This window comes from Kosakonia sp. H02 (assembly GCA_030704225.1).
Taxonomy (GTDB): domain Bacteria; phylum Pseudomonadota; class Gammaproteobacteria; order Enterobacterales; family Enterobacteriaceae; genus Kosakonia.
The window spans coordinates 1,273,720-1,296,409 of sequence record CP131915.1; the positions used below are offsets into that span (position 1 = coordinate 1,273,720).

Sequence of the window (22,690 nt, forward strand, 5' to 3'; positions counted from 1 at the left end):
GCAGTGTGTTGAATATGGTAATCAGAACTGATGGAAAGTCAGGAAGCGAACCAACATGTTTGAAAAGCGCCATCGCATCACGTTGTTATTTAACGCAAACAAAGCCTACGACCGCCAGGTCGTCGAAGGAGTAGGAGAATATTTGCAGGCGTCGCAATCCGAATGGGACATCTTCATTGAGGAGGATTTTCGCGCCCGCATAGAAAACATCAAAGAGTGGCTTGGCGACGGCGTAATTGCCGATTACGACGACCGGGAAATTGAGCGGCTGCTGGCCGATGTTGATGTGCCGATTGTCGGCGTCGGCGGCTCTTACCACACACCGGAACACTACCCGCCGGTGCACTACATTGCGACCGATAACTACGCGCTGGTGGAAAGCGCGTTTTTGCATCTGAAAGAGAAAGGGGTGCACCGCTTCGCCTTTTACGGCCTGCCGGCCTCCAGCGGGAAACGCTGGGCTGCCGAGCGCGAATACGCGTTTTGCCAGTTGGTCGCGCAGGAGAAATACCGCGGCGTGGTCTACCAGGGGCTGACCACCGCGCCTGAAAACTGGCAGCATGCGCAAAATCGCCTTGCGGACTGGCTACAAACCCTGCCGCCGCAAACCGGGATTATCGCCGTCACCGACGCCCGCGCCCGCCATGTTCTGCAAGTCTGCGACCATCTGCATATTCCGGTGCCAGAAAAACTGTGCGTGATTGGCATTGATAACGAAGAACTCACGCGCTATCTCTCGCGCGTTGCACTCTCTTCAGTGGCGCAGGGCACGCGGCAAATGGGCTACCAGGCGGCAAAACTGCTGCATCGCCTGCTGGATAACGAAGCTATGCCGCTACAACGTTTACTGGTGCCACCGGTGCGGGTGGTGGCGCGGCGCTCAACAGATTACCGTTCGCTTAACGATCCGGCGGTGATTCAGGCGATGCACTACATTCGCAATCACGCCTGTAAAGGTATCAAAGTCGATCAGGTGCTGGATGCGGTGGGAATTTCCCGTTCGAACCTGGAAAAACGCTTTAAAGAAGAGGTGGGGGAAACCATTCACGCCGTTATCCATGCGGAGAAGCTGGAAAAAGCGCGCAGCCTGCTGATCTCGACCTCGCTCTCTATCAACGAAATTTCGCAAATGTGCGGCTATCCCTCGCTGCAATATTTCTACTCGGTGTTTCGCAAGGAGTACGACAGTACGCCAAAAGATTATCGCGACCGCTATAGCGAAGTGCTTATTTAAGGCAAATAAAAACGCCTTCCGGATGGAAGGCGTTTCAGCTAAAGAAGCTTACATATGGGCAGCAATTAACTGCTGGTTGTCCTGATACATGGCAAACAGGTAGTTGTTGTAGCTCTTGCCACGGGTCGAATAACCCTTCAGCTTATGAATCATGTTGGTCGCCGTCACTTCCTGATCCGCTTTGCGCAACTGAGCGCGGGACTTACGGAACGAGTTATAAGCCCCGTGCGTATTCAGGTTGGTCACGTAAGCGTCTACAGATTCCTGAACGGAACCGAAGTGGGAGTAACCTTTCACTTTGCCAGGCCCGTTCTTACATGCCCCTTTCGCGCATTTCATGCCGAAAAGGTTGTTATTGCTACGCGCCAGTTTCGACGTTCCCCAGCCGCTTTCCGCTGCCGCCATCGTGGCGACCATGCTGTCCGGAATAATGTCTACGCGCTCCAGCAGCGTGTTCCACGGAATACGGCGCGTATTCCCGGACCAGCTCACTTTGTAGCGTTTGGCAATATCCTTCATGCGCGTACGCTCGGCTGGCGACCACTGACTGTCATACTGCTTTCTGAGCAGCCAGTTACGCTCGGCGGTGATCGCAGAGTTTTTGCTGGTGATATAAGGCATTACTGTCCGGAGAAACGCTTTTTTTCTTGGTGTTCCGGAAGGGTATTTTCGCAAGTCAGGAAGTGAACTGCTATTTACACTATTGCGAGAATACTCTTGTTTACTGCTTGCCTGTTTCTTTACGCTTGCCTTTGTGACGTGGGCTTTGTGACTCGCTGTTTCTGTGTGCGTCTTTGCCAGCACTCCACCCGAAAATATGAGGGTGAAAAACATGAGTATCGTCGCCCCAGGTCGTCGCATGGGTATCGATATCATTAGGTCTCCTGGTCGGATATGAACATTCCAACACCTTCTCTTATGTATGATTTGCAGACTGAACCGCAAATCATACCAAAAGTACCCCGTAAGAGCACGTACAGAAATAATCCAATTCTGAAACCATGTCACGGGTAAACTGCGCATTAATTATACAATCTCTTATAAATGTGGTGGTTATCACAACGCCAAAACCGCACTTTATGCGCGTACACTCACCCTTTCCTCTCCTCCCTGGCGATAACACAAAGAGGAGGAGTTACCCGTTTCGCCGGGTGGGCAAAATAAGGAAAATCGCAATCACAGGGCTCTCCGATGAAACACGCCGCGTTTTTACTTCTGTTGCTGCCCGGCATTGCCAGTGCCGACTGGTCTGCCACCGGCTTTCCTCCTTTGACCGACGACGGCAGCGGCGTCTGGCGCAGCCAGGCGGCACTCAAAAAAGGTGCGCGGCCTGTAACTCTGCAACAGGATGAACAGTGCTGGCAGCCCGCCAGCAGTATTAAGCTCAATCAAATGCTTTCGCTGACACCCTGCACAGGCAGCGCACCGCAGTGGCGAGTTTTCCGCGATGGCGATTACCAGGTGCAGGTCGACACCCGCTCCGGCACACCAACGTTATTACTCAGCGTGAAAGCACCGGTAGAGCGCGCAGCCGCCGTTGCGCGCCAGTGTCCGGTGCGTGACGGGAAATCATTGACCATTCCAGTCGGAAAAACCTTCACGGAAGGCAGCTTCGTACGGGACTTTTACAGCCAGCAAACCGCGACGGTGCGCGACGGGAAAATCACCCTGCAACCGGCGGCAGAAAGCAATGGGCTTTTACTGCTGGAACAGGCACAAACCCACGGCACAGCACCCTTTCAGTGGCATAACGCCACGGTCTATTTTGTGCTTACCGACCGTTATGTGAATGGCGACCCGTCGAACGACAACAGTTACGGGCGGCACAAAGACGGTATGCAGGAGGTAGGCACCTTTCACGGCGGCGACCTGCAAGGCCTGACCAGCAAGCTCGATTATTTGCAGCAGTTGGGCGTCAATGCGTTGTGGATAAGCTCGCCGCTGGAGCAGATCCACGGCTGGGTCGGCGGCGGCACCAAAGGCGATTTCCCCCATTACGCCTATCACGGCTATTACACCCAGGACTGGACGCGCCTCGACGCCAATATGGGTAACGAAAACGACTTGCGCACGCTGGTCGATGAAGCGCACCGGCGCGGCATCCGCGTGCTGTTTGATGTGGTGATGAATCACGCGGGCTACGCGACGCTGGCCGATATGCAAACCTACCAGTTTGGCGCGCTCTATTTACAGGGTGAGGAACGCACAAAAATCCTCGGCGAGCACTGGACAGACTGGAAACCCGCGCCTGGACAGAGCTGGCACAGCTTTAATGATTACATCAACTTCAGCGATAAAACCGCCTGGCAAAACTGGTGGGGCAAAGCGTGGATCCGCACCGATATCGGCGATTACGACAACCCCGGTTTTGACGATCTGACGATGTCGCTGGCCTTTTTACCGGATCTGAAAACCGAATCCGCGACGCCATCCGGCTTGCCAGTCTTTTATCGCCATAAACCCGATACTGCCGCGCGGGAAATTGCCGGGTATACGCCGCGCGATTACCTGACCCATTGGCTGAGCCAGTGGGTGCGCGAATACGGCATTGACGGTTTTCGCGTGGATACCGCCAAACATGTTGAACTGGACGCCTGGCAACAGCTCAAAACGCAGGCGTCACAGGCGCTGGCAGAGTGGAAACAGGCCAATCCGCAGAAAAAAATCGATGATGCGCCGTTCTGGATGGCCGGAGAATCCTGGGGCCACGGCGTGATGCAAAGCACTTACTACCAGCACGGTTTCGACGCGATGATCAACTTTGATTATCAGGAGCAGGCCGCCAGTGCCGCGGCTTGCCTGGCAAATATGGACAGCGTCTGGCAGCAAATGGCGGAAAAACTGCAACGCTTTAACGTCCTGAGCTATCTGTCATCCCACGATACTCGCCTGTTCCGTGAAGGTGGCCAGCAGTCGGCTGAACTGCTGTTACTGGCTCCCGGTGCCGTGCAGATCTTTTATGGTGATGAATCCGCGCGCCCGTTTGGCCCCACGGGATCGGATCCGCTCCAGGGTACGCGATCGGATATGAACTGGCAGGATCTTAATGGCAAGGCGGCGGCGAGCCTGCACCACTGGCAGCGGCTTGGGCAATTTCGCGCCCGCCATCCGGCGTTGGGCGGCGGAAAGCAAACCACGCTGACGCTGCCACACGGTTACGGCTTTGTGCGTGAGCAGGCTGATGACAAAGTGATGGTAGTCTGGGCCGGGCTGGCGCAATAAGGCAAATCTTAGGTGATTATGCTGACAATCAACCGACATTAAGCATTAACGTCGATAAACGCCGTCGGAAGGCGATTTGCACCGCGCCGTTGGGAGCGCTATGGTTAGCCACTTTGACCAGAAGCCCGACAGAGCAGTAGCGATGACATTTTCACTTTTCGGCGACAAATTTACCCGCCACTCAGGCATTACGCGCCTGATGGAGGATCTTAACGACGGTTTACGCACACCTGGCGCAATCATGCTTGGCGGTGGAAACCCGGCGCAAATTCCGGCGATGACCGACTACTTCCACAATCTGCTCGCAGAGATGCTGGAAAGCGGCAAAGCGACTGATGCGCTGTGCAATTATGACGGTCCGCAGGGCAAAACCGAGCTATTAACCGCGCTGGCCGCGATGCTGCGCGAAGAATTAGGTTGGGATATTGAGCCGCAGAATATTGCACTGACAAATGGCAGCCAGAGCGCGTTTTTCTACTTGTTCAATCTGTTTGCCGGCCGTCGCGCCGATGGAAGCACCCGAAAAGTGTTGTTCCCGCTGGCCCCGGAATACATAGGCTACGCGGATTCCGGGCTGGAAGAGGATCTGTTCGTCTCCGCGCGCCCGAACATTGAGCTGTTACCCGACGGTCAGTTTAAGTATCACGTCGATTTTGAACATCTGCATATTGGCGAAGAGACGGGGATGATTTGCGTCTCGCGCCCGACCAACCCGACCGGCAATGTCATCACCGATGAAGAGTTGATGAAGCTGGACGTGCTGGCAAATCAACACGCTATTCCGTTGGTTATCGACAATGCCTACGGCGTGCCTTTCCCCGGCATTATCTTTAGCGAAGCGCGCCCGCTGTGGAACCCGAATATCATTTTGTGCATGAGCCTGTCGAAGCTGGGCCTGCCGGGCAGCCGCTGCGGCATCATCATTGCCAATGATAAAGTTATCTCCGCCATCCGTAATATGAATGGCATTATCAGCCTGGCGCCGGGCGGTATCGGCCCGGCGATGATGTGCGAGATGATCCAGCGTAAAGATCTGCTGCGCCTGTCTGAAGAGGTGATTAAGCCGTTTTATTACCAGCGGGTGCAGGAAACCATCGCCACTCTGCGCCGCTATTTACCGCCTGAGCGATGCCTGATCCACAAACCGGAAGGGGCGATTTTTCTCTGGCTGTGGTTTAAAGACCTGCCGATCAGCACCGAGCTGCTCTATCAGCGCCTGAAAAAGCGCGGCGTGCTGATGGTGCCGGGCGATTACTTCTTCCCTGGGCTGGATAAACCCTGGCCGCACACCCACCAGTGCATGCGCATGAACTATGTGCCGGAACCGGCGATGATCGAAGCCGGGGTTAAAATCCTGGCCGAAGAGATAGAAAAAGCCTGGCAAGAACACAGCGCCTGAAAATAACCCCAGGCCATCTTCAGGATGGCTTTTTTATTGCCCCCAAATTAACTTCACAAATTTTGTGGTTAATAGAATAGCCCGCTGTTTTTTCATGGATATATTGAAAAAGACAAAGATAAAACAGGTATTTTTATTAATGGCGTGGGTGAAAATATATTTCATTTGTTAACAAAAACAGACCAAATATCCACAACACACAAAAACACAAATACATATCACACTGAAAATAAAGAAATATATTATTTCATCGCGTTTCACCTTTAGGAATAATCATAATTTTGCAAGTTTTTGCCAAATATTAACAGGTCAATATTGCCGGTCTGGAAATACGATTTACACTGTTTATTACGCCGTCCGGCGTTTTATTCTGTGGAGTATCAGTATGGCTACTAATAAAAAAAACCACCTCAGCGTAATTGCGGTGGCGGTACTTCTTGCATGCTCATTATCAGCCTGTAGCGGAAGTGGCGGTGGGTCACATTCGTCGGCCAAAAATAACCCCACAACCGGCACGGACTCCTCCGGCTCTACCGGAAGCGGTTCTGATGGTAATACTGCCGGGAATGGCAGCACCGGCAACAATAGCGGCACGGACGGCACAGGTGGAACCGGCGGAACAGGCGGGACCGGTGGGACGGATGGAAATGGCGGGACAGACGGCGGAAATGGCGGTTCAACCACCGCGTCCACAACCGCCGTGCGCACCCTGCTCAGCGACACCGGTTCTACCGTCACCACCGTCGGGGGCACGCTTTCCAGCCTTGGCAGCCAGCTTCCGAACGACAACCCGGTTACCTCAACGGTTTCCACTACCGTCAGCGGCCTGGGTGGCGCAGTTGAAACGGCCGGCGACGGCGTAGCAACCGGCATTGGCGACCCGAATAACCCGAACGGCGTCGGCACCACTCTGCAAGGCACCACCAACACCCTCGCCGTGGTCGGGGATACCGTTTCCGGGGTGGGTACTCATTTAGCCAGCACCACGGCGAATTCTCGCCTCAGCCCGGTTACCGCCGCAGCGGGTGCGATCGTCGATAGCACCGGCCAGGTAGTGAGCACCACCGGCAACTCCCTCACCAGTGTGATCGCCAGCCCCGATGTGGCGCGCGTCACCACCGGAACAACCACGCTGGTAAATAACACCGTGGGCGGCGTAGAGCGCGTGACGCAAGGCGTTGGCACAAAAACCGGGCTTGGCACGCCAGTCAATAACCTGCTGACCACGGTAGGCAATGGCGTCAGCGGCGTTGGCACCAATATCAGCGGCAGTAATACCGCCCTGAATGGCGTTGGGCAGGTGGTGAAAAATGTCGGTCAAACGGTGACCGATGTTGGCGGGCTGGTGAAACCAGCAACCACCTCGTCGGGCACCACCAGCGGCGGTATCTCGGCTGATGCATCGGTAGGCGCGAATAAAACCGGTCTTCTGGCCAATGTGAACACCACCGTGAATAGCCTGACGGCGGGATTAACCGCAGGCGTCACCACCAATAACACCACCAGCACCAGTGGAACCACCACCAGCCCGACGGGCGGATTAACCGGCCTGGTTGGCGGCATTCTAAAACCGGCTCAGTAGTCAGCGCTTTTGTGCCCCCGTTTGGGGGCACGTTTTTACCGCAACACTTTTGCGTGATCTCTAAGGGACGACGTGATGAAACGCCCACTTTGCGCCGCAGTGCTGTGCACTGCCCTGCTGGCTATTGCCCGCGCCGATACGCTGCCATCGATTGTCGATACAGCCAACCCAGCAAAACCCTCGAGGAATATTCCTGAACCGAACACGAACCCTGCGCCCGCCCCGGCCGTGACGGTCGCTAAACCTGAAAGCCAATTGACCCCGGAGACGCCGGTATTGGTGAAACATATTCAGTTTATCGGCGGCACGGTTTACCCGCTGGAGTCGCTGCTGACTCCCTTTGCGCCCTATGCCAACAAAACCGTACCGCTGAAAACCATTATCGATCTTGCCAATGACATCACCGCGCGCTACCGCCAGGACGGTTACCCGCTCTCTTACGCCTGGTTACCGGATAACAATTTTCACGACGGCACGATAAAAATCGTGCTGGTGGAAGGCTATATCGCGCGCAGTAATATCCAAAGCGACAACGCCAACAGCGCAGAACGCCTGAAAAGGCTGGCGAAAAAGGTGATGGCGGAAAAGCCGCTCGCACAGGACAGCTTTGACCGTTACAGCCAGTTGATGACGCGCACGCCCGGCAGCAAAGTCGATGTCAGCGCGCAGTTACCGAAAAATATTTACGGCGCGGCCGTGATGCAAGCCACCGCCACGCAGCCGCATCTCTGGGATCTCTCGTCGACGCTGGATGCGCGCAAAGGGCAGAACCTGGCGCTGGTAAACGGCTCGTTAAGCAATCTTACGAGCTATGGCGATCAGCTTGGCGTCGCCACTTTTCTGCCGCTAGATAACAGCAACGAGAAGCGCTATCTCGGCCTCAACTACCAACAGTTTCTTAACGACGAAGGGCTGACCATGCAGGTGAAAGGCAGCTTTTATCGCGATGATCCGCACGATTACGATCCCCTGCTCGTTTTACCTGGCGGCATTGCGGTCGATGCCCGGCAAAAAGCCACGCAATACACCGGCGGTGTGACTTTTGGCTACCCGTTGCTGCTGACCCGGCAGAAGCAGATCAACCTGTCAGGCGGCGTGGATTACACCGACCGGCGTAATGACTACCGCCTGCGTGCGCGCGGCTTCGGGCAAACCCTCAGCCTGGGCGAGCAGAATCAGCACACCCGCTATCCGGCGGTTGAACTGGGGGTAAATGGCTTTCGCGGTTTTGAGAATGCAAGCGTGGCGGGCAGCCTGACGCTGCGCAAAGGCATTGAGGGAGCCGGAGCCGATACCACGGCCGGCAGCGGCACCGATGTCAATTTTACCCGCTGGAAAGGCACCGTTGACGCCGCATGGTTGCCCGCAGAAACATGGCGTTTATCGACGTCTCTGGAAGGCAACTGGTCTGCCAGCAATTTGCCGGAAGCAGAACGCGCCAGCTTTGGCGCGCAGCGTTTCGGGCGCGGTTACCAGGATGGCGAAGCCAGTGGAGATTATGGCTACGGCGGCCAGGTGGAACTGCGCTATCTGCACCAACGCAAAGAGAGCCAATGGCTGGCAACGGTGCAGCCTTACCTGCTGGCTGACAGCGCCCGCACCCGGTACAACCAGCCGGGTTACCGGCAACAACGGTTAAGCTCTGTCGCCGCCGGGGTGATGTTTGGTGATGATCGCCACTATTCGTTGACGCTCGAGGCCGCGCGGCCCACCGGCGATAAGCCGTTCGACAGCGACAAACGTAGCTGGCGTTACAGCCTGACGGTGACATGGAATTTTAACGATTTACACTAACTGGCTGCGCAGGCGTGTCTCGCGCAGTTGCCCCGGGTTTACGCAGCGAAGGGCACTGGTCGGGCAAGCTTCCACACAGGCCGGGCCGCTGTCGCGGTGCTGGCACAGATCGCACTTCAGCGCCTGCGCCCGGTCATTCACCACCGTGACATCCATTGCGCCGAACGGGCAGACAATCATGCAGCTTTTACAGCCAATACAGCGGGATTGTTCAACGATCACCGCGCCTTGCGCCCGGTGAATGGCCCCGACCGGGCAGACATTGGCACAGGGCGCGTCTTCACAGTGATGGCAGGTGACCGCCGTGGAGAATGCGCCGGTTTTCACCACGCGAATACGGGCAGAAAAGGTAGCGGGTTTTATGCCTGAGCAGTCCTGATTCGCTTCGTGCGATACCACGCAGGCCACTTCGCAGGTACGACAGCCTATGCACTTTGCCGGATCGGCAATGATAAATCGGTTCATTCTCTGCTCCGCCTGACGACCAAAAAAGCGAGAGTGCCAGAAAAAACCGTTATCGCGCTTTGATCACGGCAGGGGAAATCGCCAGATTGGTCATTCGCCTGACCCTTTCTGGCGAAATGCCTTATCCCTTTTCGTTAATGAATAGGGCTTTGTCGCGCAGGATATGGTCGTTGCCACGGCGGCGGGTAAAACCAATGCGATCAAAATATTCGAGGATCTGGATTGCCAGTTTACGCCCGACATTTAACGTATCGCGGAAATCTGCCGCGCTGGTGGAGCCGCGCGCCTGATCCAGATCGCGGATCATGCTGGCAAAAGTAATAATGCGATCGTTACGGTAATAGCGGTCTTTGACGATCGCCGTGATCAGCCCCTGCTGCGCCGCCTGGCGCAATACACCGCGCATGACCTGCTCATCGACACCGGTTTCCCGCGCCAGATCGCGCACCCACCAGGGTTCATCACCGAATAACGCAGCCACTTTTTGCCACAACTGCACCTGCTCATCACTAAAGCCCGCTTTATGTTCCGGCAGATGCAGCCAGCCGTGGTGGCTGTGGATATCGCCGTTTTCACGCATGCGCTCAATCAGCGTTAACACCAGCGCGTCGTCTTCCATCGGCAAGGCCATACGCCGTAAGCGCTCGCGCCCCGGCCCCGGCTCATCGCGATGCTGCTCATGATACGTTGCCAGAGTTTCCAGCAATTTGCGCTGCCAGCGTGCCGCGACGGGCGCATCCAGCAGGTTGTTACCGGCGCGAATAAAGTGCGGGTTCGCCAGCAACGCCTCCAGCCCGATGGCGCCCAACTGGCGCGCCCAGCCAAACTCCGTGAGAGAGACCGCGCCGCGCGATAAATGCACCGACAGCGCCTGCGCATCGTCTGCGGCCTGCGCCAGGTCCGCAATCCACTGCAAATAATCGACTTTGCGTTTGCCGCGACGCGGTGAGTTCAGCGTTACCACGCGCGCGCCGGCAAGCGTTATGCGCGCAGAGATATCGCGCAGCACCAGCCGGTCGTTATCGGCCAACCACAGCGGCGTATCCAGCACCAGCTCCGCCAGATTGTTTTCCAGCAGCGACACGCGCCCGGTCACATGGCTGGCGGCATGGTGAATATGCAAAGGCTGCCACTGGGTCAGCGGTGTATGGCTTTGCACCGCGACAATCACGCGCTCGCTCGGCTCCGGCGGCTGTTGTGCTAACAGCCAGTCGCCACGGTTGAGCTGTTCTTTCTCGGCATCCCCGGCAATATTCAGCGCAATACGCTGCCCGGCATGAGCATGGTCCACGGGCTGGTTTTGCGCGTGCAAACCACGCACGCGCATCGGCTTGTTCACGCCGGTGAGCCACAACGTATCACCCACACGCACATCACCGGAAAGCGCGGTGCCAGTAACCACCAGCCCCGCGCCTTTCACCGTAAACGCGCGATCCAGCGCCAGGCGAAAACGCTGATGCTCCGGGTGCGCGCGCTCCGGCAGGTGCAACAGATGCTCACGCAGTTCGTCGATACCGCGCATTTCGCTGGCGGCCGTGACAAACAGCGTCGCCTGCGGGTAACCAAAGGTCTGCAAGGTGCTTTGCACCTCTTCACGCACCTGCGCGATGCGCGCCTCATCCACGCGATCGGCTTTGGTCAGCGCTACGGTCAGCGCCGGGTTACCGGTTAACTGCAAAATCGCCAGATGCTCGCGGGTCTGCGCCATTACGCCATCGTCACAGGCCACCACCAGCAGCGCGTGATCGATGCCGCCAACACCCGCCAGCATATTGGAAAGGAATTTTTCGTGCCCCGGCACATCAATAAAGCCCGGCACGCGGCCGTCCGGCTGCGGCCAATAGGCATAGCCGAGATCGATGGTCATGCCGCGGCGTTTCTCTTCCGGCAAACGATCGGCATTTACGCCAGTTATGGCTTCAATCAGGGTCGTTTTGCCGTGGTCCACATGCCCGGCAGTGGCGATAATCATTTCAGCAACATCTCCAGCAAGCGGGATTCATCATCAAGACAGCGGCAGTCCAGCCACAGGCGACCATCATAAATACGGCCAATAACCGGCTGCGACAGCGCCCGCCACTGTGTCGCCAGCGCCTCCAGCCGACGGCCACTGCCGTCATGGGGGGTGAAGGTTAACGCAGCGCCAGGCAGACGTTCAACCGGCAACGAACCGCTACCGATTTGCGATAAGCACGGCTCCACACGCAGCGCAAATTCGGGATAACGCGCCGCCAGTGCGCTGCATAAGCGCTGCGCCTGCGTGTGGATCTCCGCTTCTGGTCGCGTGAGATAACGCAGCGTCGGCAGGTTTTCAGCCAGTTTTTCCGGGTGCAGATAGAGTCGCAAGGTGGCTTCCAGCGCCGCCAGCGTCATTTTATCTGCCCGCAACGCGCGTTTTAGCGGGTGCTGCTGCAACTGTGCAATCAGCGCTTTGTTGCCGACAATAATCCCGGCCTGCGGGCCACCGAGCAGCTTATCGCCGGAGAAGCTTACCAGGCTGACACCGGCGGCAATCAGCGCCTGCGGCATCGGCTCTTTCGGCAACCCGTAGAGGCTTAAATCCACCAGCGAACCGCTGCCGAGATCGACAATCACTGGCAGGTCCGCTTCCTGCGCCAGCGCCACCAGCTCCGCTTCATCCACCGCTTTGGTGAAACCGTCAATATGGTAATTGCTGGTGTGGACTTTCATCAGCAGCGCGGTGTTGTCGTTGATAGCCTGACGGTAATCTTTGGCGTGCGTGCGGTTGGTTGTGCCAACTTCGTGCAGCACACAACCGGCCTGACGCATGACATCCGGGATGCGAAACGCACCACCAATTTCCACCAGCTCGCCGCGAGAAACCACCACTTCGCGCCCCGCCGCCGTTGCCGCCAGCATCAATAACACCGCCGCCGCGTTGTTGTTGACGATGCAAGCATCTTCCGCGCCGGTTAACTGGCAGAGTAAATCCGCCAGCGCGCGATCGCGATGCCCGCGCCCGGCACCGTCGAGATCGTATTCGAGCGTTACTGCCGAGCCCATCACCTGCGTGACCGCCTCGATAGCCGCCTGCGACTGTACCGCCCGACCTAAATTAGTGTGCAGCACCGTGCCACTGAGGTTAAATACCGGGCGCAGCGCGCGGCTGTTGTCCTGCTCCAGACGCGCGAGTACCGCCTGCGCCCAGTTTTCGCACCAGTCGGGCAAGGTCTGGGCGTGGCGAATCTGCTCACGCGCCTCGTCCTGCAACTGGCGCAGGGTTTGCGTTACGCGGCTGTGGCCGTAAGTGGTTAATAACGTGGCGAACGCCTCGTCACGTAACAGGCGATCGGTCGATGGGATCTGGCTATAAAGAGTTGTCATGAAAAGGCCCGGCTGTGGGTTTATCCCCTCCCGTCAGGGGATTTGACATGAGGGGATTGTACAGCGACTTTCCTCAAGCGGACATATGGCTTATCACGCCTTTGGCGGTTCCGTGCGAGCGAAGCTCTCGCGCTGGAACAGGTTTTCCACCAGTTTCACCAGCAGCGGGCGGTCAACGCACCAGCCCGGCGAAACATGGCGGAAGTTGATATAGCTAATGGCGCAGGCAATGGCAATGGTCGCCAGATTGAGGGCGTCGACGCTGAGCGTGCCGTCTTTCAGGTAGCTTTCCAGCGCATCCAGCCCGCGCGTCACTTTTTCGCGCTGGCGCAGTAGCTCCGTTTGCGATTGTTGCTCAACCGGGCGCGCCAGTTCACGCACGGAGACCAGCGCGGCATCCATAATGCCGTCGGCCAGGGCTTCAAGCTGGCGAATTTTCAGCGCCGCTTTGGGATCAGAGGGCAGCATGGCCGGTTCAATGCCCAGCAAATCAATGTATTCGGCGATAATCGGCGAGTCGTACCAGACGTCGCCGTCATCGGTCACCAGCGCCGGGACTTTGCCAAGCGGATTGTACTGCCCGACGCTGTTAACGGCGTTATAAGGCTGTTCGTTAATAAATTCGAAGGTGATGCCTTTTTCCAGCAGTATCACGGAGATTTTACGTACAAAAGGGCTGGTGTAGCTGCCGATCAGTTTCATTGCCTTGTCCTTTCAGGTTTCACCGCAGAGATAAAAAAGAGTGTACGTGAAGCGTGATGTTTGTACAGGCCGTTGCTGTTGCACATGCCTGGTAATAATGGTCGAAGAATTAAAAATATTTTCAGAATTAGAGGGCAGTTCAGTATTATCAGGCCGGCTAAATAATCTTATTTATACATATATTCATTAGAGAAATAAGAACCCCATTTCAGCACCATTAATTAATAAAAAACTTATCCTGTAATGCCAGGAGAAAGGATCGTTTTGTCACTAAGGAAAGGTTGAGATGTTTCGACAGCAAGCATTAGAAAATAGAAAAATGCGATGGCGCGGGCGCGCAATTTTGCTTCCCGGTATTCCGGCCTGGCTAACAATAACCGGCTGCACGCTTTTTATGGTGGCCTTTTTGTTATTTGTCACCACCGGAACCTATACACGGCGAGTCAATGTGACCGGGGAAATAACTACCTGGCCTCGCGCCATTAATATTTCATCTGGCGTTCAGGGCTTTGTCGTGAAGCAATTTGTTTCCGGTGGGCAAGACATTAAAAAAGGCGACCCGGTTTATCTGATTGATGTCAGCAAAAGTACCCGCAACGGTATTGTCAATGAGAATCAGCGAAACGAGATAGCCAGCCAGTTAACGCGTCTGGATGAGATGATTGCCCTTTTGCAAGCGAATAAAAAAACCACGCTTACGGCGCTGGGTCAGCAAAAGAACCAATATTCCGATGCGCTGGCACGCTCGACAGAAATTATCAAACGCGCCGAAGAGGGAATAAAAATCCTCAAAGAGAATATGGATAACTATCGCCATTACCACGCACGGGGATTAATTAATAAAGATCAATTAACCAACCAGGTCGCTCTTTATTATCAACAACAAAATAATTTTCTTAACCTCAGCGGGCAGAATGAGCAGAACGCATTACAGGTTAATTCCCTTACCAGCCAGATCCAGACTCAGGCGACCGAGTTTGATAACCGAATTAATGAACTGGAATTGCAGCGTTATGAATTGCGCAAAGAGTTGGTGAATACGGATGCCAATGGCGAGGTGATCGTGCGGGCGCTGTCCGCCGGGAAAATTGATTCGCTCAGCGTGACCGTGGGTCAGATGGTCAATCCAGGCGATAGCCTGGCGCAGATCTTGCCAGAGAAAATTACGGAACATTATTTGGTGGTTTGGGTACCCAATGACGCGCTGCCGTATATTTCCCGCGGCGATAGAGTGAATGTCCGCTACGAGGCGTTTCCCGCCGAAAAATTTGGCCAATTTCCCGCCACTATTACCTCTCTTGCGAAAACGCCCGCCTCTCATCAGGAAATGGCGAGCTACCACGGCGCGCCGCAGAACACGCAAGGAATGGCCGTGCCTTATTACAAAGTGCTGGTCAAACTCGATAAACAACGCATTGATTACGCAGGAAAAAGCATGGCGCTGGAAAACGGCATGAAAGCGCAGATCACCCTGTTTCTGGAGAAAAGGAAAATATACCAATGGATGCTTTCGCCGTTCTACGACATGAAACACAGCATAACGGGGCCAATCAATGCTTAAGAAAATGACGTTTCGGGCCATTATTAGCAAACTGGATTTGGGGCTGCGCCAGAAAATACCCGTTGTACATCAAACGGAATCCTCAGAGTGCGGGCTGGCCTGCCTGGCAATGATTTGTGGCTACTACGGCAAAAATATCGACCTGATTTCACTGCGCCAACAGTTCAACCTCTCTGCGCGGGGAGCCACCCTCGGTGGACTCACGGGCGTCACATCGCAATTGGGGATGATGAGCCGGGCGCTAACGCTCGAATTGCATGAGATTAGCGCACTGAAAACGCCCTGTATTTTGCACTGGGACTTTAACCATTTTGTGGTGCTGGTGAGCGTGCGCGGCAACCGCTTTGTGATCCATGACCCTGCCCGCGGGCGCAGAACCGTGGCGCTGGCTGAGATGTCGCAATATTTTACCGGCGTCGCGCTTGAAGTCTGGCCGGGGAGCGAATTCAAAGCCGAAACGGTGAAAAACAAACTGAGCCTGAAAACGCTGATCGGCAGCGTGCATGGTTTGAAAGCCACGCTGATTAAAGTGTTCTGCCTGTCGGTGGTGATTGAGAGCATCAACCTTGTGATGCCCATCGGCACCCAACTGGTGATGGACCACGCTATTCCCGCAGGCGATCGCGGACTGTTAACACTTATCTGCGCAGGATTAATGTTCTTTATTCTGCTGCGCTCTGCCATTGGGATGCTGCGCGCCTGGACATCATTAGTGATGGGCACACTTATTGATGTGCAGTGGCAATCGGGATTGTTTCGTCATTTATTGCAGTTACCGCTGGGCTATTTTGAACGGCGCAGAATGGGCGATATCCATTCCCGTTTTGCTTCGCTCGATTCGCTACGCACGACGTTTACCACAAGCGTGGTGGGCGCCATTATCGACGGCGTAATGGTGATTGGCGTGCTGATTATGCTGGTTCTTTATGGCAACTGGCTGACGTGGATAGTGCTCGGCTTTACCTCTGTGTATGTCCTGATTCGCCTGCTGACCTACCGCTACTATCGCCAGCTTTCGGAAGAGACGCTGATCAAAAATGCCCGCGCGACCTCCTACTTTATGGAGACGCTGTACGGCATTGCGACGGTGAAGATGCAAGGGATGGCCGAACGCCGCGGCGCACACTGGCTGAATCTGAAAATCGATGCCATCAACACCGGCATTAAAGTTAATAAAATGGAACTGCTGTTTGGCGGGATCAACACCTTTATTACCGCCTGCGATCAGGTGGTGATCCTGTGGCTGGGCGCCAGCCTTGTGGTTGGCAACCAGATGACTATCGGCATGTTTGTGGCGTTCGGCGTATTCCGCGGGCAATTCTCCGATCGCGTATCGTCCCTGACGAACTTTTTACTCCAGCTTCGGATGATGAGCCTGCATAACGAACGTATCGCTGATATTGCGTTGAATGAGCAGGAAGCCAGCAAGCCGGATATGGCGATTAACGAAGAAAACGGAGCAATAGCGCTGGAAACGCGCGGCCTGAGCTACCGGTATGATAGCCAGTCAGCACCGGTATTTCACAATCTGACCATGAGCATCAGTGCGGGCGAAAGTGTGGCGATAACCGGGCCATCGGGGATCGGGAAAACCACCTTGATGAAAGTGCTCTGCGGCTTATCGACGCCGGATGCCGGTGTGGTGATGGCCAATGGTACCGACATTCAGCAAATCGGGGTTAATAACTACCATAAGATGATTGCCACCGTGATGCAGGAGGACCGGCTTTTTTCAGGCTCCATCCGCGAGAATATCTGCGGTTTTATGGAGCAGATGGACGATAGCTGGATGGTCGAGTGTGCGAAAGCGGGCTACATCCATGATGTGATTATGCAAATGCCGATGGGTTATGAAACGCTGATTGGTGAACTGGGTGAAGGGTTATCGGGCGGGCAAAAGCAGCGTTTATTTATTGCTCGCGCACTTTACCGCAGGCCTAAAATTATTTTTATGGATGAAGCCACCAGCGCGCTGGATAGTGTCAGCGAAGAGTATGTTAATCAGGCAATTAAGCGTTTGAACATTACACGAATTATTATTGCTCACCGGGAATCAACCATAAAACTCGCCGACCGGATCATCGCGTTATAAAAAATAAAAGCACCGCTTAAAAAAGCGGTGCTTTTAATTAAAGAGGTAACTTATTTAGACGGGTTGAAAAGACCCAGAATTGCATTGCCAATATCGGAAATACCTTTACCCACGGTGCTGGCGATATAACCACCCAGACCTACACCCCATTCAGCAACAGACGTCGCACCCGCAATGCTTGCATCAACGATAGCGCCGATGCCCGCACCCAGCGCGCCGCCAGCGATAGCAGCACCTGTGTTTTTACCATTGGCCCAGTCAACAATCGCGCCGATGCCACCGCCCAGCATACCGCCTGCTTCCTGTCCGAAACCGAGGCCAATACCGCCATTGACTTCTTCCAGTTCAACTTTATTCAATTCACGCATTATTACAGCTCCTTTTTTAGTGTGATTACGACTAAACGCGTTAATTATTACCAAGTGTATCAACTGGTTTCAATTAATATTTCTTTTGCCTCGCAAGCATAATTACATTTAATTATTCATATAAGATTTGCACTCACCTTTAATATATTTACCGAAAGGATAATTCATGTATCTTTATTTTTTATAAACCAGGAACTAATTATTACTTTTACTTAATGGATTGAAATAGAACAAAAAAAACACAAACGCGTATAAACATAGAGCCGATAAGGGCTGCGCATTTTTTCCAGGCCGATTCATCAGAATGCAAAGTTCTTTACCCAGGATGATTACCTTTGCAAACAGTGAAAGAGAATTACAAGCATGCTGATTGCAAAATGTACAATTTGCTGCGGATCACATTCAGAATTTTCTCGAAAAAATAACTTGTGACTTAGATCACAAATAAATAACAAAGTAACAGCCGTTAAATGTGAATAACATCACACTTATGGGCCTGTAACGCTTAGGTTTTGCGCTTTGTACTTTTTTTACACGGACTTTTTGTGATCAATATCACGCTAAGTGACAGGCTACCCCCTGTTCTGGCGTGATCTAAATCACACTTATGTGCACCATCTGGACAGGTGAACGATATGGTGCGAGATTTCGCGTCACAGATAACCCAGGTCCGGCTACCTCTGCCGCCTCGTTAACAACAAACCTCGGGCTTCCGGCCTGTGCGATAGCAAACATAAGAAGGGGTGTTTTATGTCATCCGATATCAAGATCAAAGTGCAAAGCTTTGGTCGTTTTCTCAGCAATATGGTGATGCCTAATATCGGCGCGTTTATCGCGTGGGGGATCATCACCGCATTGTTTATTCCTACAGGGTGGTTACCAAGCGAGACGCTGGCGAAACTCGTTGGTCCAATGATTACTTATCTGCTGCCGTTGCTCATCGGTTTTACCGGTGGTCGTCTGGTTGGCGGCGATCGCGGCGGTGTCGTCGGCGCGATCACCACAATGGGTGTTATCGTCGGTGCGGATATGCCGATGTTCCTCGGCGCAATGATTGCAGGCCCGCTGGGCGGCTACTGCATCAAGAAATTTGACGCGCTGGTGGACGGTAAGATCAAATCCGGTTTCGAAATGCTGGTGAACAACTTCTCCGCTGGCATCATCGGTATGATCCTCGCCATTCTGGCGTTCCTCGGCATTGGCCCGGCGGTTGAAGTCCTGTCCAAAATCCTGGCAGCCGGCGTTAACTTCATGGTTGTCCATGACATGCTACCGCTGGCGTCTATCTTTGTTGAACCGGCGAAAATCCTGTTCCTCAACAACGCCATCAACCACGGTATCTTCTCGCCGCTGGGTATTCAGCAGTCTCATGATATCGGCAAGTCCATCTTCTTCCTGATTGAAGCGAACCCGGGTCCGGGTATGGGCGTTCTGCTGGCGTACATGTTCTTTGGTCGCGGCAGCGCTAAACAGTCTGCTGGCGGCGCGGCTATCATCCACTTCCTGGGTGGTATCCATGAAATTTACTTCCCGTACGTGCTGATGAACCCGCGTCTGCTGCTCGCCGTGATCCTCGGCGGTATGACTGGCGTGTTCACGCTGAGCGTGCTGAATGGCGGCCTGGTTTCTCCGGCTTCTCCGGGTTCTATCCTGGCAGTGCTGGCAATGACGCCGAAAGGCGCGTACTTCGCTAACCTGACGGCTATCTTTGCCGCGCTGATTGTCTCCTTTGTGATTGCTTCTATCCTGCTGAAAACCAGCAAAGTGAAAGAAGAAGAGGATGATATCGAAGCTGCAACCCGTCGTGTGCAGGACATGAAAGCCCAGTCTAAAGGCGCAACCCCGCTGGCAGCGGGCGACGTGACCAACGATCTGAGCCACGTACGTAAAATCATCGTTGCCTGTGATGCCGGTATGGGTTCCAGCGCCATGGGTGCAGGCGTACTGCGCAAAAAAGTCCAGGATGCGGGTCTGACCAACATCTCCGTGACCAACAGCGCGATTAACAGCCTGCCGTCGGACGTTGATCTGGTGATTACCCACCGCGATCTGACCGAACGCGCCATGCGCCAGGCACCGCAAGCACAGCATATTTCCCTGACCAACTTCCTCGACAGCGGCCTGTACACCGGCCTGACTGAACGTCTGGTTGCCGCACAGCGCCACACGGACAACGAAACAAAGGTCAACAGCAGCCTGCAAGACAGCTTTGATGCATCCAACAGCCATCTGTTTAAACTGGGTGCAGAAAACATCTTCCTGGGCTGCGCAGCGAGCCACAAAGAAGAAGCCATCCGTTTTGCCGGTGAGCAACTGGTTAAAGGCGGCTACGTTCAACCGGAATATGTTGACGCCATGCTGGAACGTGAAAAATTGACCCCGACTTATCTGGGTGAGTCTATCGCCGTACCGCACGGCACCGTTGAAGCGAAAGATCGCGTGCTGAAAACCGGCGTTGTGTTCTGCCAGTACCCGCAAGGTGTTCGTTTTGGCGAAGACGAAGATGACATCGCCCGTCTGGTGATCGGCATCGCGGCGCGCAATAATGAGCACATTCAGGTGATTACCAGCCTGACCAACGCGCTGGATGATGAGACGATTATCGAACGTCTCTCCCAGACAACCAGCGTTGATGAAGTGCTGGCGCTGCTGAACAAGTAAGCCCCACGCTCTCTCCTCTTCGGAGGAGAGGGCTCGGGTGAGGGGAAATGCAAGCGGTTCCTCACCCCAGCCCTCTCGGGTAAAAACATTAATGAAGGTTAATACTATGAAAGCATTACATTTTGGCGCAGGTAATATCGGACGTGGCTTTATCGGCAAGCTGTTGGCCGACGCGGGGATTAAACTGACGTTCGCCGATGTGAATCAGGTGGTTCTCGATGCCCTGAATGCCCGTCATAGCTATCAGGTTCATGTTGTTGGTGAAAAAGAGCAGGTCGATACCGTATCCGGTGTCAATGCTGTCAGCAGCATCGGCGACGAAGTTGTCGACCTGATTGCGCAAGTTGATTTGATTACCACCGCCGTTGGCCCGGTGGTACTGGAACGCATCGCTCCGGCGATTGCCAAAGGTCTGGCAAAACGTAAAGCGCAGGGCGTAAACACCCCGCTGAACATTATCGCCTGTGAAAATATGGTGCGCGGCACAACGCAACTGAAAGGCCACGTGATTGCCGCGCTGGCAGACGCCGACAAAGCCTGGGTTGAAGAGCACGTTGGCTTTGTCGATTCTGCCGTTGACCGCATCGTTCCGCCGTCTGAATCCGCCACGAACGATCCGCTGGAAGTGACCGTTGAAACCTTCAGCGAGTGGATTGTTGATAAAACCCAGTTCAAAGGCACACTGCCGAACATTCCGGGTATGGAATTAACCGATAACCTGATGGCATTTGTTGAACGCAAGCTCTTTACTCTGAATACCGGCCATGCGATTACCGCCTACCTTGGCAAACAGACCGGTCATCAAACCATTCGCGACGCTATCCTGGATGAATCCATCCGCGCGGTAGTAAAAGGCGCAATGGAAGAGAGCGGTGCGGTGCTGATCAAGCGTTATGGCTTTGATGCCGACAAACATGCTGCGTACATTCAGAAAATCCTCGGCCGTTTTGAGAACCCCTATCTGAAAGATGATGTTGAGCGCGTAGGTCGCCAGCCGCTGCGTAAACTGAGCGCAGGCGATCGCCTGATTAAACCGCTGCTCGGCACGCTGGAATACAACCTGCCCCACGCCAACCTGGTAAAAGGGATTGCCGCCGCGATGCATTATCGCAGCGAGCAGGATCCGCAGGCTCAGGAACTGGCTCAGCTTATCGAAGAGAAAGGCCCGCAAGCGGCGCTGGCGCAGGTCTCTGGCCTGGATGCAAATAGCCCGGTCGTAAACGAAGCCGTCAACGCTTATAACACCAAGGCATGATGCCGACGTTGGCGCGGGACACCCCGCGCCAGCTAACGAAATTGTCAGATATGCAGGCAATAATGGAACAAACGCAGGCTTTCGAAAACCGCGTACTCGAGCGTCTGAATGCGGGCAAAACCGTGCGAAGTTTTTTGATTGCTGCCGTTGAATTGCTCAACGAAGCTATCAATATTCTGGTGCTACAGGTGTTTCGCAAAGATGACTACGCGGTGAAATATGCTGTAGAGCCGCTGCTTGACGGAGATGGGCCGCTGGGCAACTTGTCCGTGCGTTTAAAGCTGATTTACGGCCTTGGGGTCATTTCCCGTCACGAGTACGAAGACGCGGAGTTGCTGATGGCGCTGCGTGAAGAGCTGAATCACGACGGTACGGAATACGCGTTTACCGATGATGAGATCCTCGGGCCGTTTGGCGAGCTACACTGCGTTGCTGCCCTGCCGCCGATGCCGGTGTTTGATACCAGCGATGCCGATCTTTACGCGATGCAAAAACAGCGCTACCAGCAGGTGGTGCGCTCAACCATGGTCCTGTCGCTGACCGAACTGATTTCCCGAATCAGCTTAAAAAAAGCATTCCAGAAGTAATCCTTTCCTGAAGTGTTGTATCCTTGCACTTTCCCCTGAAAAAAACTGAGCACCATGAAAGAAGTCGAAAAAAACGAAATCAAACGTCTGAGCGACCGTCTCGACGCCATCCGCCACCAGCAGGCGGACCTCTCTTTAGTTGAAGCCGCGGACAAATACGCCGAGCTGGAAAAAGAGAAAACCACGCTGGAAACTGAAATTGCCCGCCTGCGCGAACAGTACGGCCAGAAGCTGAGCAAAGAAGCGCAGAAGTTAACGCAAATGCGCTTTCGCCGTGCGATCACCAAGAAAGAGCAGGCTGATCTTGGCAAGCTGAAGAAAAGCGTGCGTGGCCTGGTGGTGGTTCACCCGATGACGGCGCTGGGTCGCGAAATGGGTCTTGATGCCATGACCGGCTTCGCCAACAGCGAGTTCTAATCCCGC

The 22,690-nt window shown here is 54.5% G+C and carries 17 protein-coding genes; 11 read left to right on the forward strand and 6 right to left on the reverse strand.

From position 1 onward, the window contains the following. The first annotated feature begins 55 nt into the window (after positions 1-55). Entirely contained in the window at positions 56-1,234 is a 1,179-nt protein-coding gene (gene xylR / locus Q5705_06020; protein ID WLI78104.1) for a D-xylose utilization transcriptional activator XylR, read from the forward strand. Positions 1,235-1,282: 48 nt separating this feature from the next. Here xylR and Q5705_06025 read toward each other — a convergent pair whose 3' ends face one another. Further along, positions 1,283-2,110 carry a protein bax gene (locus tag Q5705_06025; GenBank protein ID WLI78105.1) on the reverse strand — a complete coding sequence of 276 codons (828 nt, stop codon included), beginning with the start codon at positions 2,108-2,110 and terminating at the stop codon, positions 1,283-1,285. Between the two features lie 315 nt (positions 2,111-2,425). Between Q5705_06025 and Q5705_06030 the strand changes: the two genes are divergently transcribed. The 4 genes from Q5705_06030 (at position 2,426) to Q5705_06045 (ending at position 9,231) form a co-directional block, all read left to right on the forward strand. After that, positions 2,426-4,456 (forward strand): alpha-amylase, encoded by a 2,031-nt coding sequence (locus Q5705_06030; GenBank protein WLI78106.1) that lies wholly within the window; start codon positions 2,426-2,428, stop codon positions 4,454-4,456. 100 nt (positions 4,457-4,556) lie between these two features. Next, positions 4,557-5,855, forward strand: a complete 1,299-nt coding sequence (avtA, locus tag Q5705_06035) for a valine--pyruvate transaminase (GenBank protein WLI78107.1) — start codon at positions 4,557-4,559, stop codon at positions 5,853-5,855. Positions 5,856-6,240: 385 nt separating this feature from the next. Further along, a complete protein-coding gene (locus Q5705_06040; protein ID WLI78108.1) occupies positions 6,241-7,437 on the forward strand; it encodes a collagen-like triple helix repeat-containing protein in 1,197 nt (398 codons plus the stop codon). Positions 7,438-7,512: 75 nt separating this feature from the next. Continuing rightward, positions 7,513-9,231: a POTRA domain-containing protein gene (locus Q5705_06045; GenBank protein WLI78109.1), complete on the forward strand. Its 1,719-nt coding sequence runs from the start codon at positions 7,513-7,515 to the stop codon at positions 9,229-9,231. On the opposite strand, the gene Q5705_06050 is transcribed toward Q5705_06045, so the two are convergent. The 4 genes from Q5705_06050 to Q5705_06065 all read right to left on the reverse strand — a co-directional run bounded on the left by Q5705_06050 (position 9,223) and on the right by Q5705_06065 (position 13,743). Then, positions 9,223-9,696 carry a 4Fe-4S dicluster domain-containing protein gene (locus Q5705_06050; GenBank protein ID WLI78110.1) on the reverse strand — a complete coding sequence of 158 codons (474 nt, stop codon included), beginning with the start codon at positions 9,694-9,696 and terminating at the stop codon, positions 9,223-9,225. The two genes, Q5705_06045 and Q5705_06050, sit on opposite strands and share 9 nt — an antisense overlap. A gap of 121 nt (positions 9,697-9,817) precedes the next feature. Beyond that, positions 9,818-11,668, reverse strand: coding sequence for a selenocysteine-specific translation elongation factor (gene selB, locus Q5705_06055; protein ID WLI78111.1), 1,851 nt, complete (start codon positions 11,666-11,668; stop codon positions 9,818-9,820). After that, the gene (selA, locus tag Q5705_06060; GenBank protein ID WLI78112.1) at positions 11,665-13,041 is read right to left on the reverse strand and encodes an L-seryl-tRNA(Sec) selenium transferase; all 1,377 of its coding nucleotides are present in this window, start codon (positions 13,039-13,041) and stop codon (positions 11,665-11,667) included. The genes selB and selA overlap by 4 nt, the downstream gene beginning before the upstream one ends. A 93-nt stretch (positions 13,042-13,134) precedes the next feature. Next, positions 13,135-13,743: a glutathione S-transferase gene (locus tag Q5705_06065; GenBank protein WLI78113.1), complete on the reverse strand. Its 609-nt coding sequence runs from the start codon at positions 13,741-13,743 to the stop codon at positions 13,135-13,137. 286 nt (positions 13,744-14,029) lie between these two features. Here Q5705_06065 and Q5705_06070 point away from each other — a divergent pair, with 286 nt between their 5' ends. Continuing rightward, on the forward strand, positions 14,030-15,304 hold the full coding sequence (locus Q5705_06070; protein WLI78114.1) for an HlyD family secretion protein: 1,275 nt from the start codon (positions 14,030-14,032) through the stop codon (positions 15,302-15,304). Beyond that, on the forward strand, positions 15,297-17,396 hold the full coding sequence (locus Q5705_06075) for a peptidase domain-containing ABC transporter (GenBank protein ID WLI78115.1): 2,100 nt from the start codon (positions 15,297-15,299) through the stop codon (positions 17,394-17,396). The genes Q5705_06070 and Q5705_06075 overlap by 8 nt, the downstream gene beginning before the upstream one ends. Positions 17,397-17,446: 50 nt before the next feature. On the opposite strand, the gene Q5705_06080 is transcribed toward Q5705_06075, so the two are convergent. Then, positions 17,447-17,764, reverse strand: a complete 318-nt coding sequence (locus Q5705_06080; protein WLI78116.1) for a class IIb bacteriocin, lactobin A/cerein 7B family — start codon at positions 17,762-17,764, stop codon at positions 17,447-17,449. A 750-nt stretch (positions 17,765-18,514) separates the two neighbouring features. Between Q5705_06080 and Q5705_06085 the strand changes: the two genes are divergently transcribed. From Q5705_06085 to Q5705_06100, 4 genes are all read left to right on the forward strand, one after another. Continuing rightward, positions 18,515-20,425, forward strand: coding sequence for a PTS mannitol transporter subunit IICBA (locus Q5705_06085; protein WLI78117.1), 1,911 nt, complete (start codon positions 18,515-18,517; stop codon positions 20,423-20,425). A 91-nt stretch (positions 20,426-20,516) separates the two neighbouring features. Further along, positions 20,517-21,680 carry a mannitol-1-phosphate 5-dehydrogenase gene (gene mtlD, locus Q5705_06090; protein WLI78118.1) on the forward strand — a complete coding sequence of 388 codons (1,164 nt, stop codon included), beginning with the start codon at positions 20,517-20,519 and terminating at the stop codon, positions 21,678-21,680. Next, a complete protein-coding gene (mtlR, locus tag Q5705_06095) occupies positions 21,680-22,267 on the forward strand; it encodes a mannitol operon repressor MtlR (GenBank protein WLI78984.1) in 588 nt (195 codons plus the stop codon). The genes mtlD and mtlR overlap by 1 nt, the downstream gene beginning before the upstream one ends. A 54-nt stretch (positions 22,268-22,321) precedes the next feature. Beyond that, on the forward strand, positions 22,322-22,684 hold the full coding sequence (locus Q5705_06100; GenBank protein WLI78119.1) for a YibL family ribosome-associated protein: 363 nt from the start codon (positions 22,322-22,324) through the stop codon (positions 22,682-22,684). The last annotated feature ends 6 nt before the right edge of the window (positions 22,685-22,690 follow it).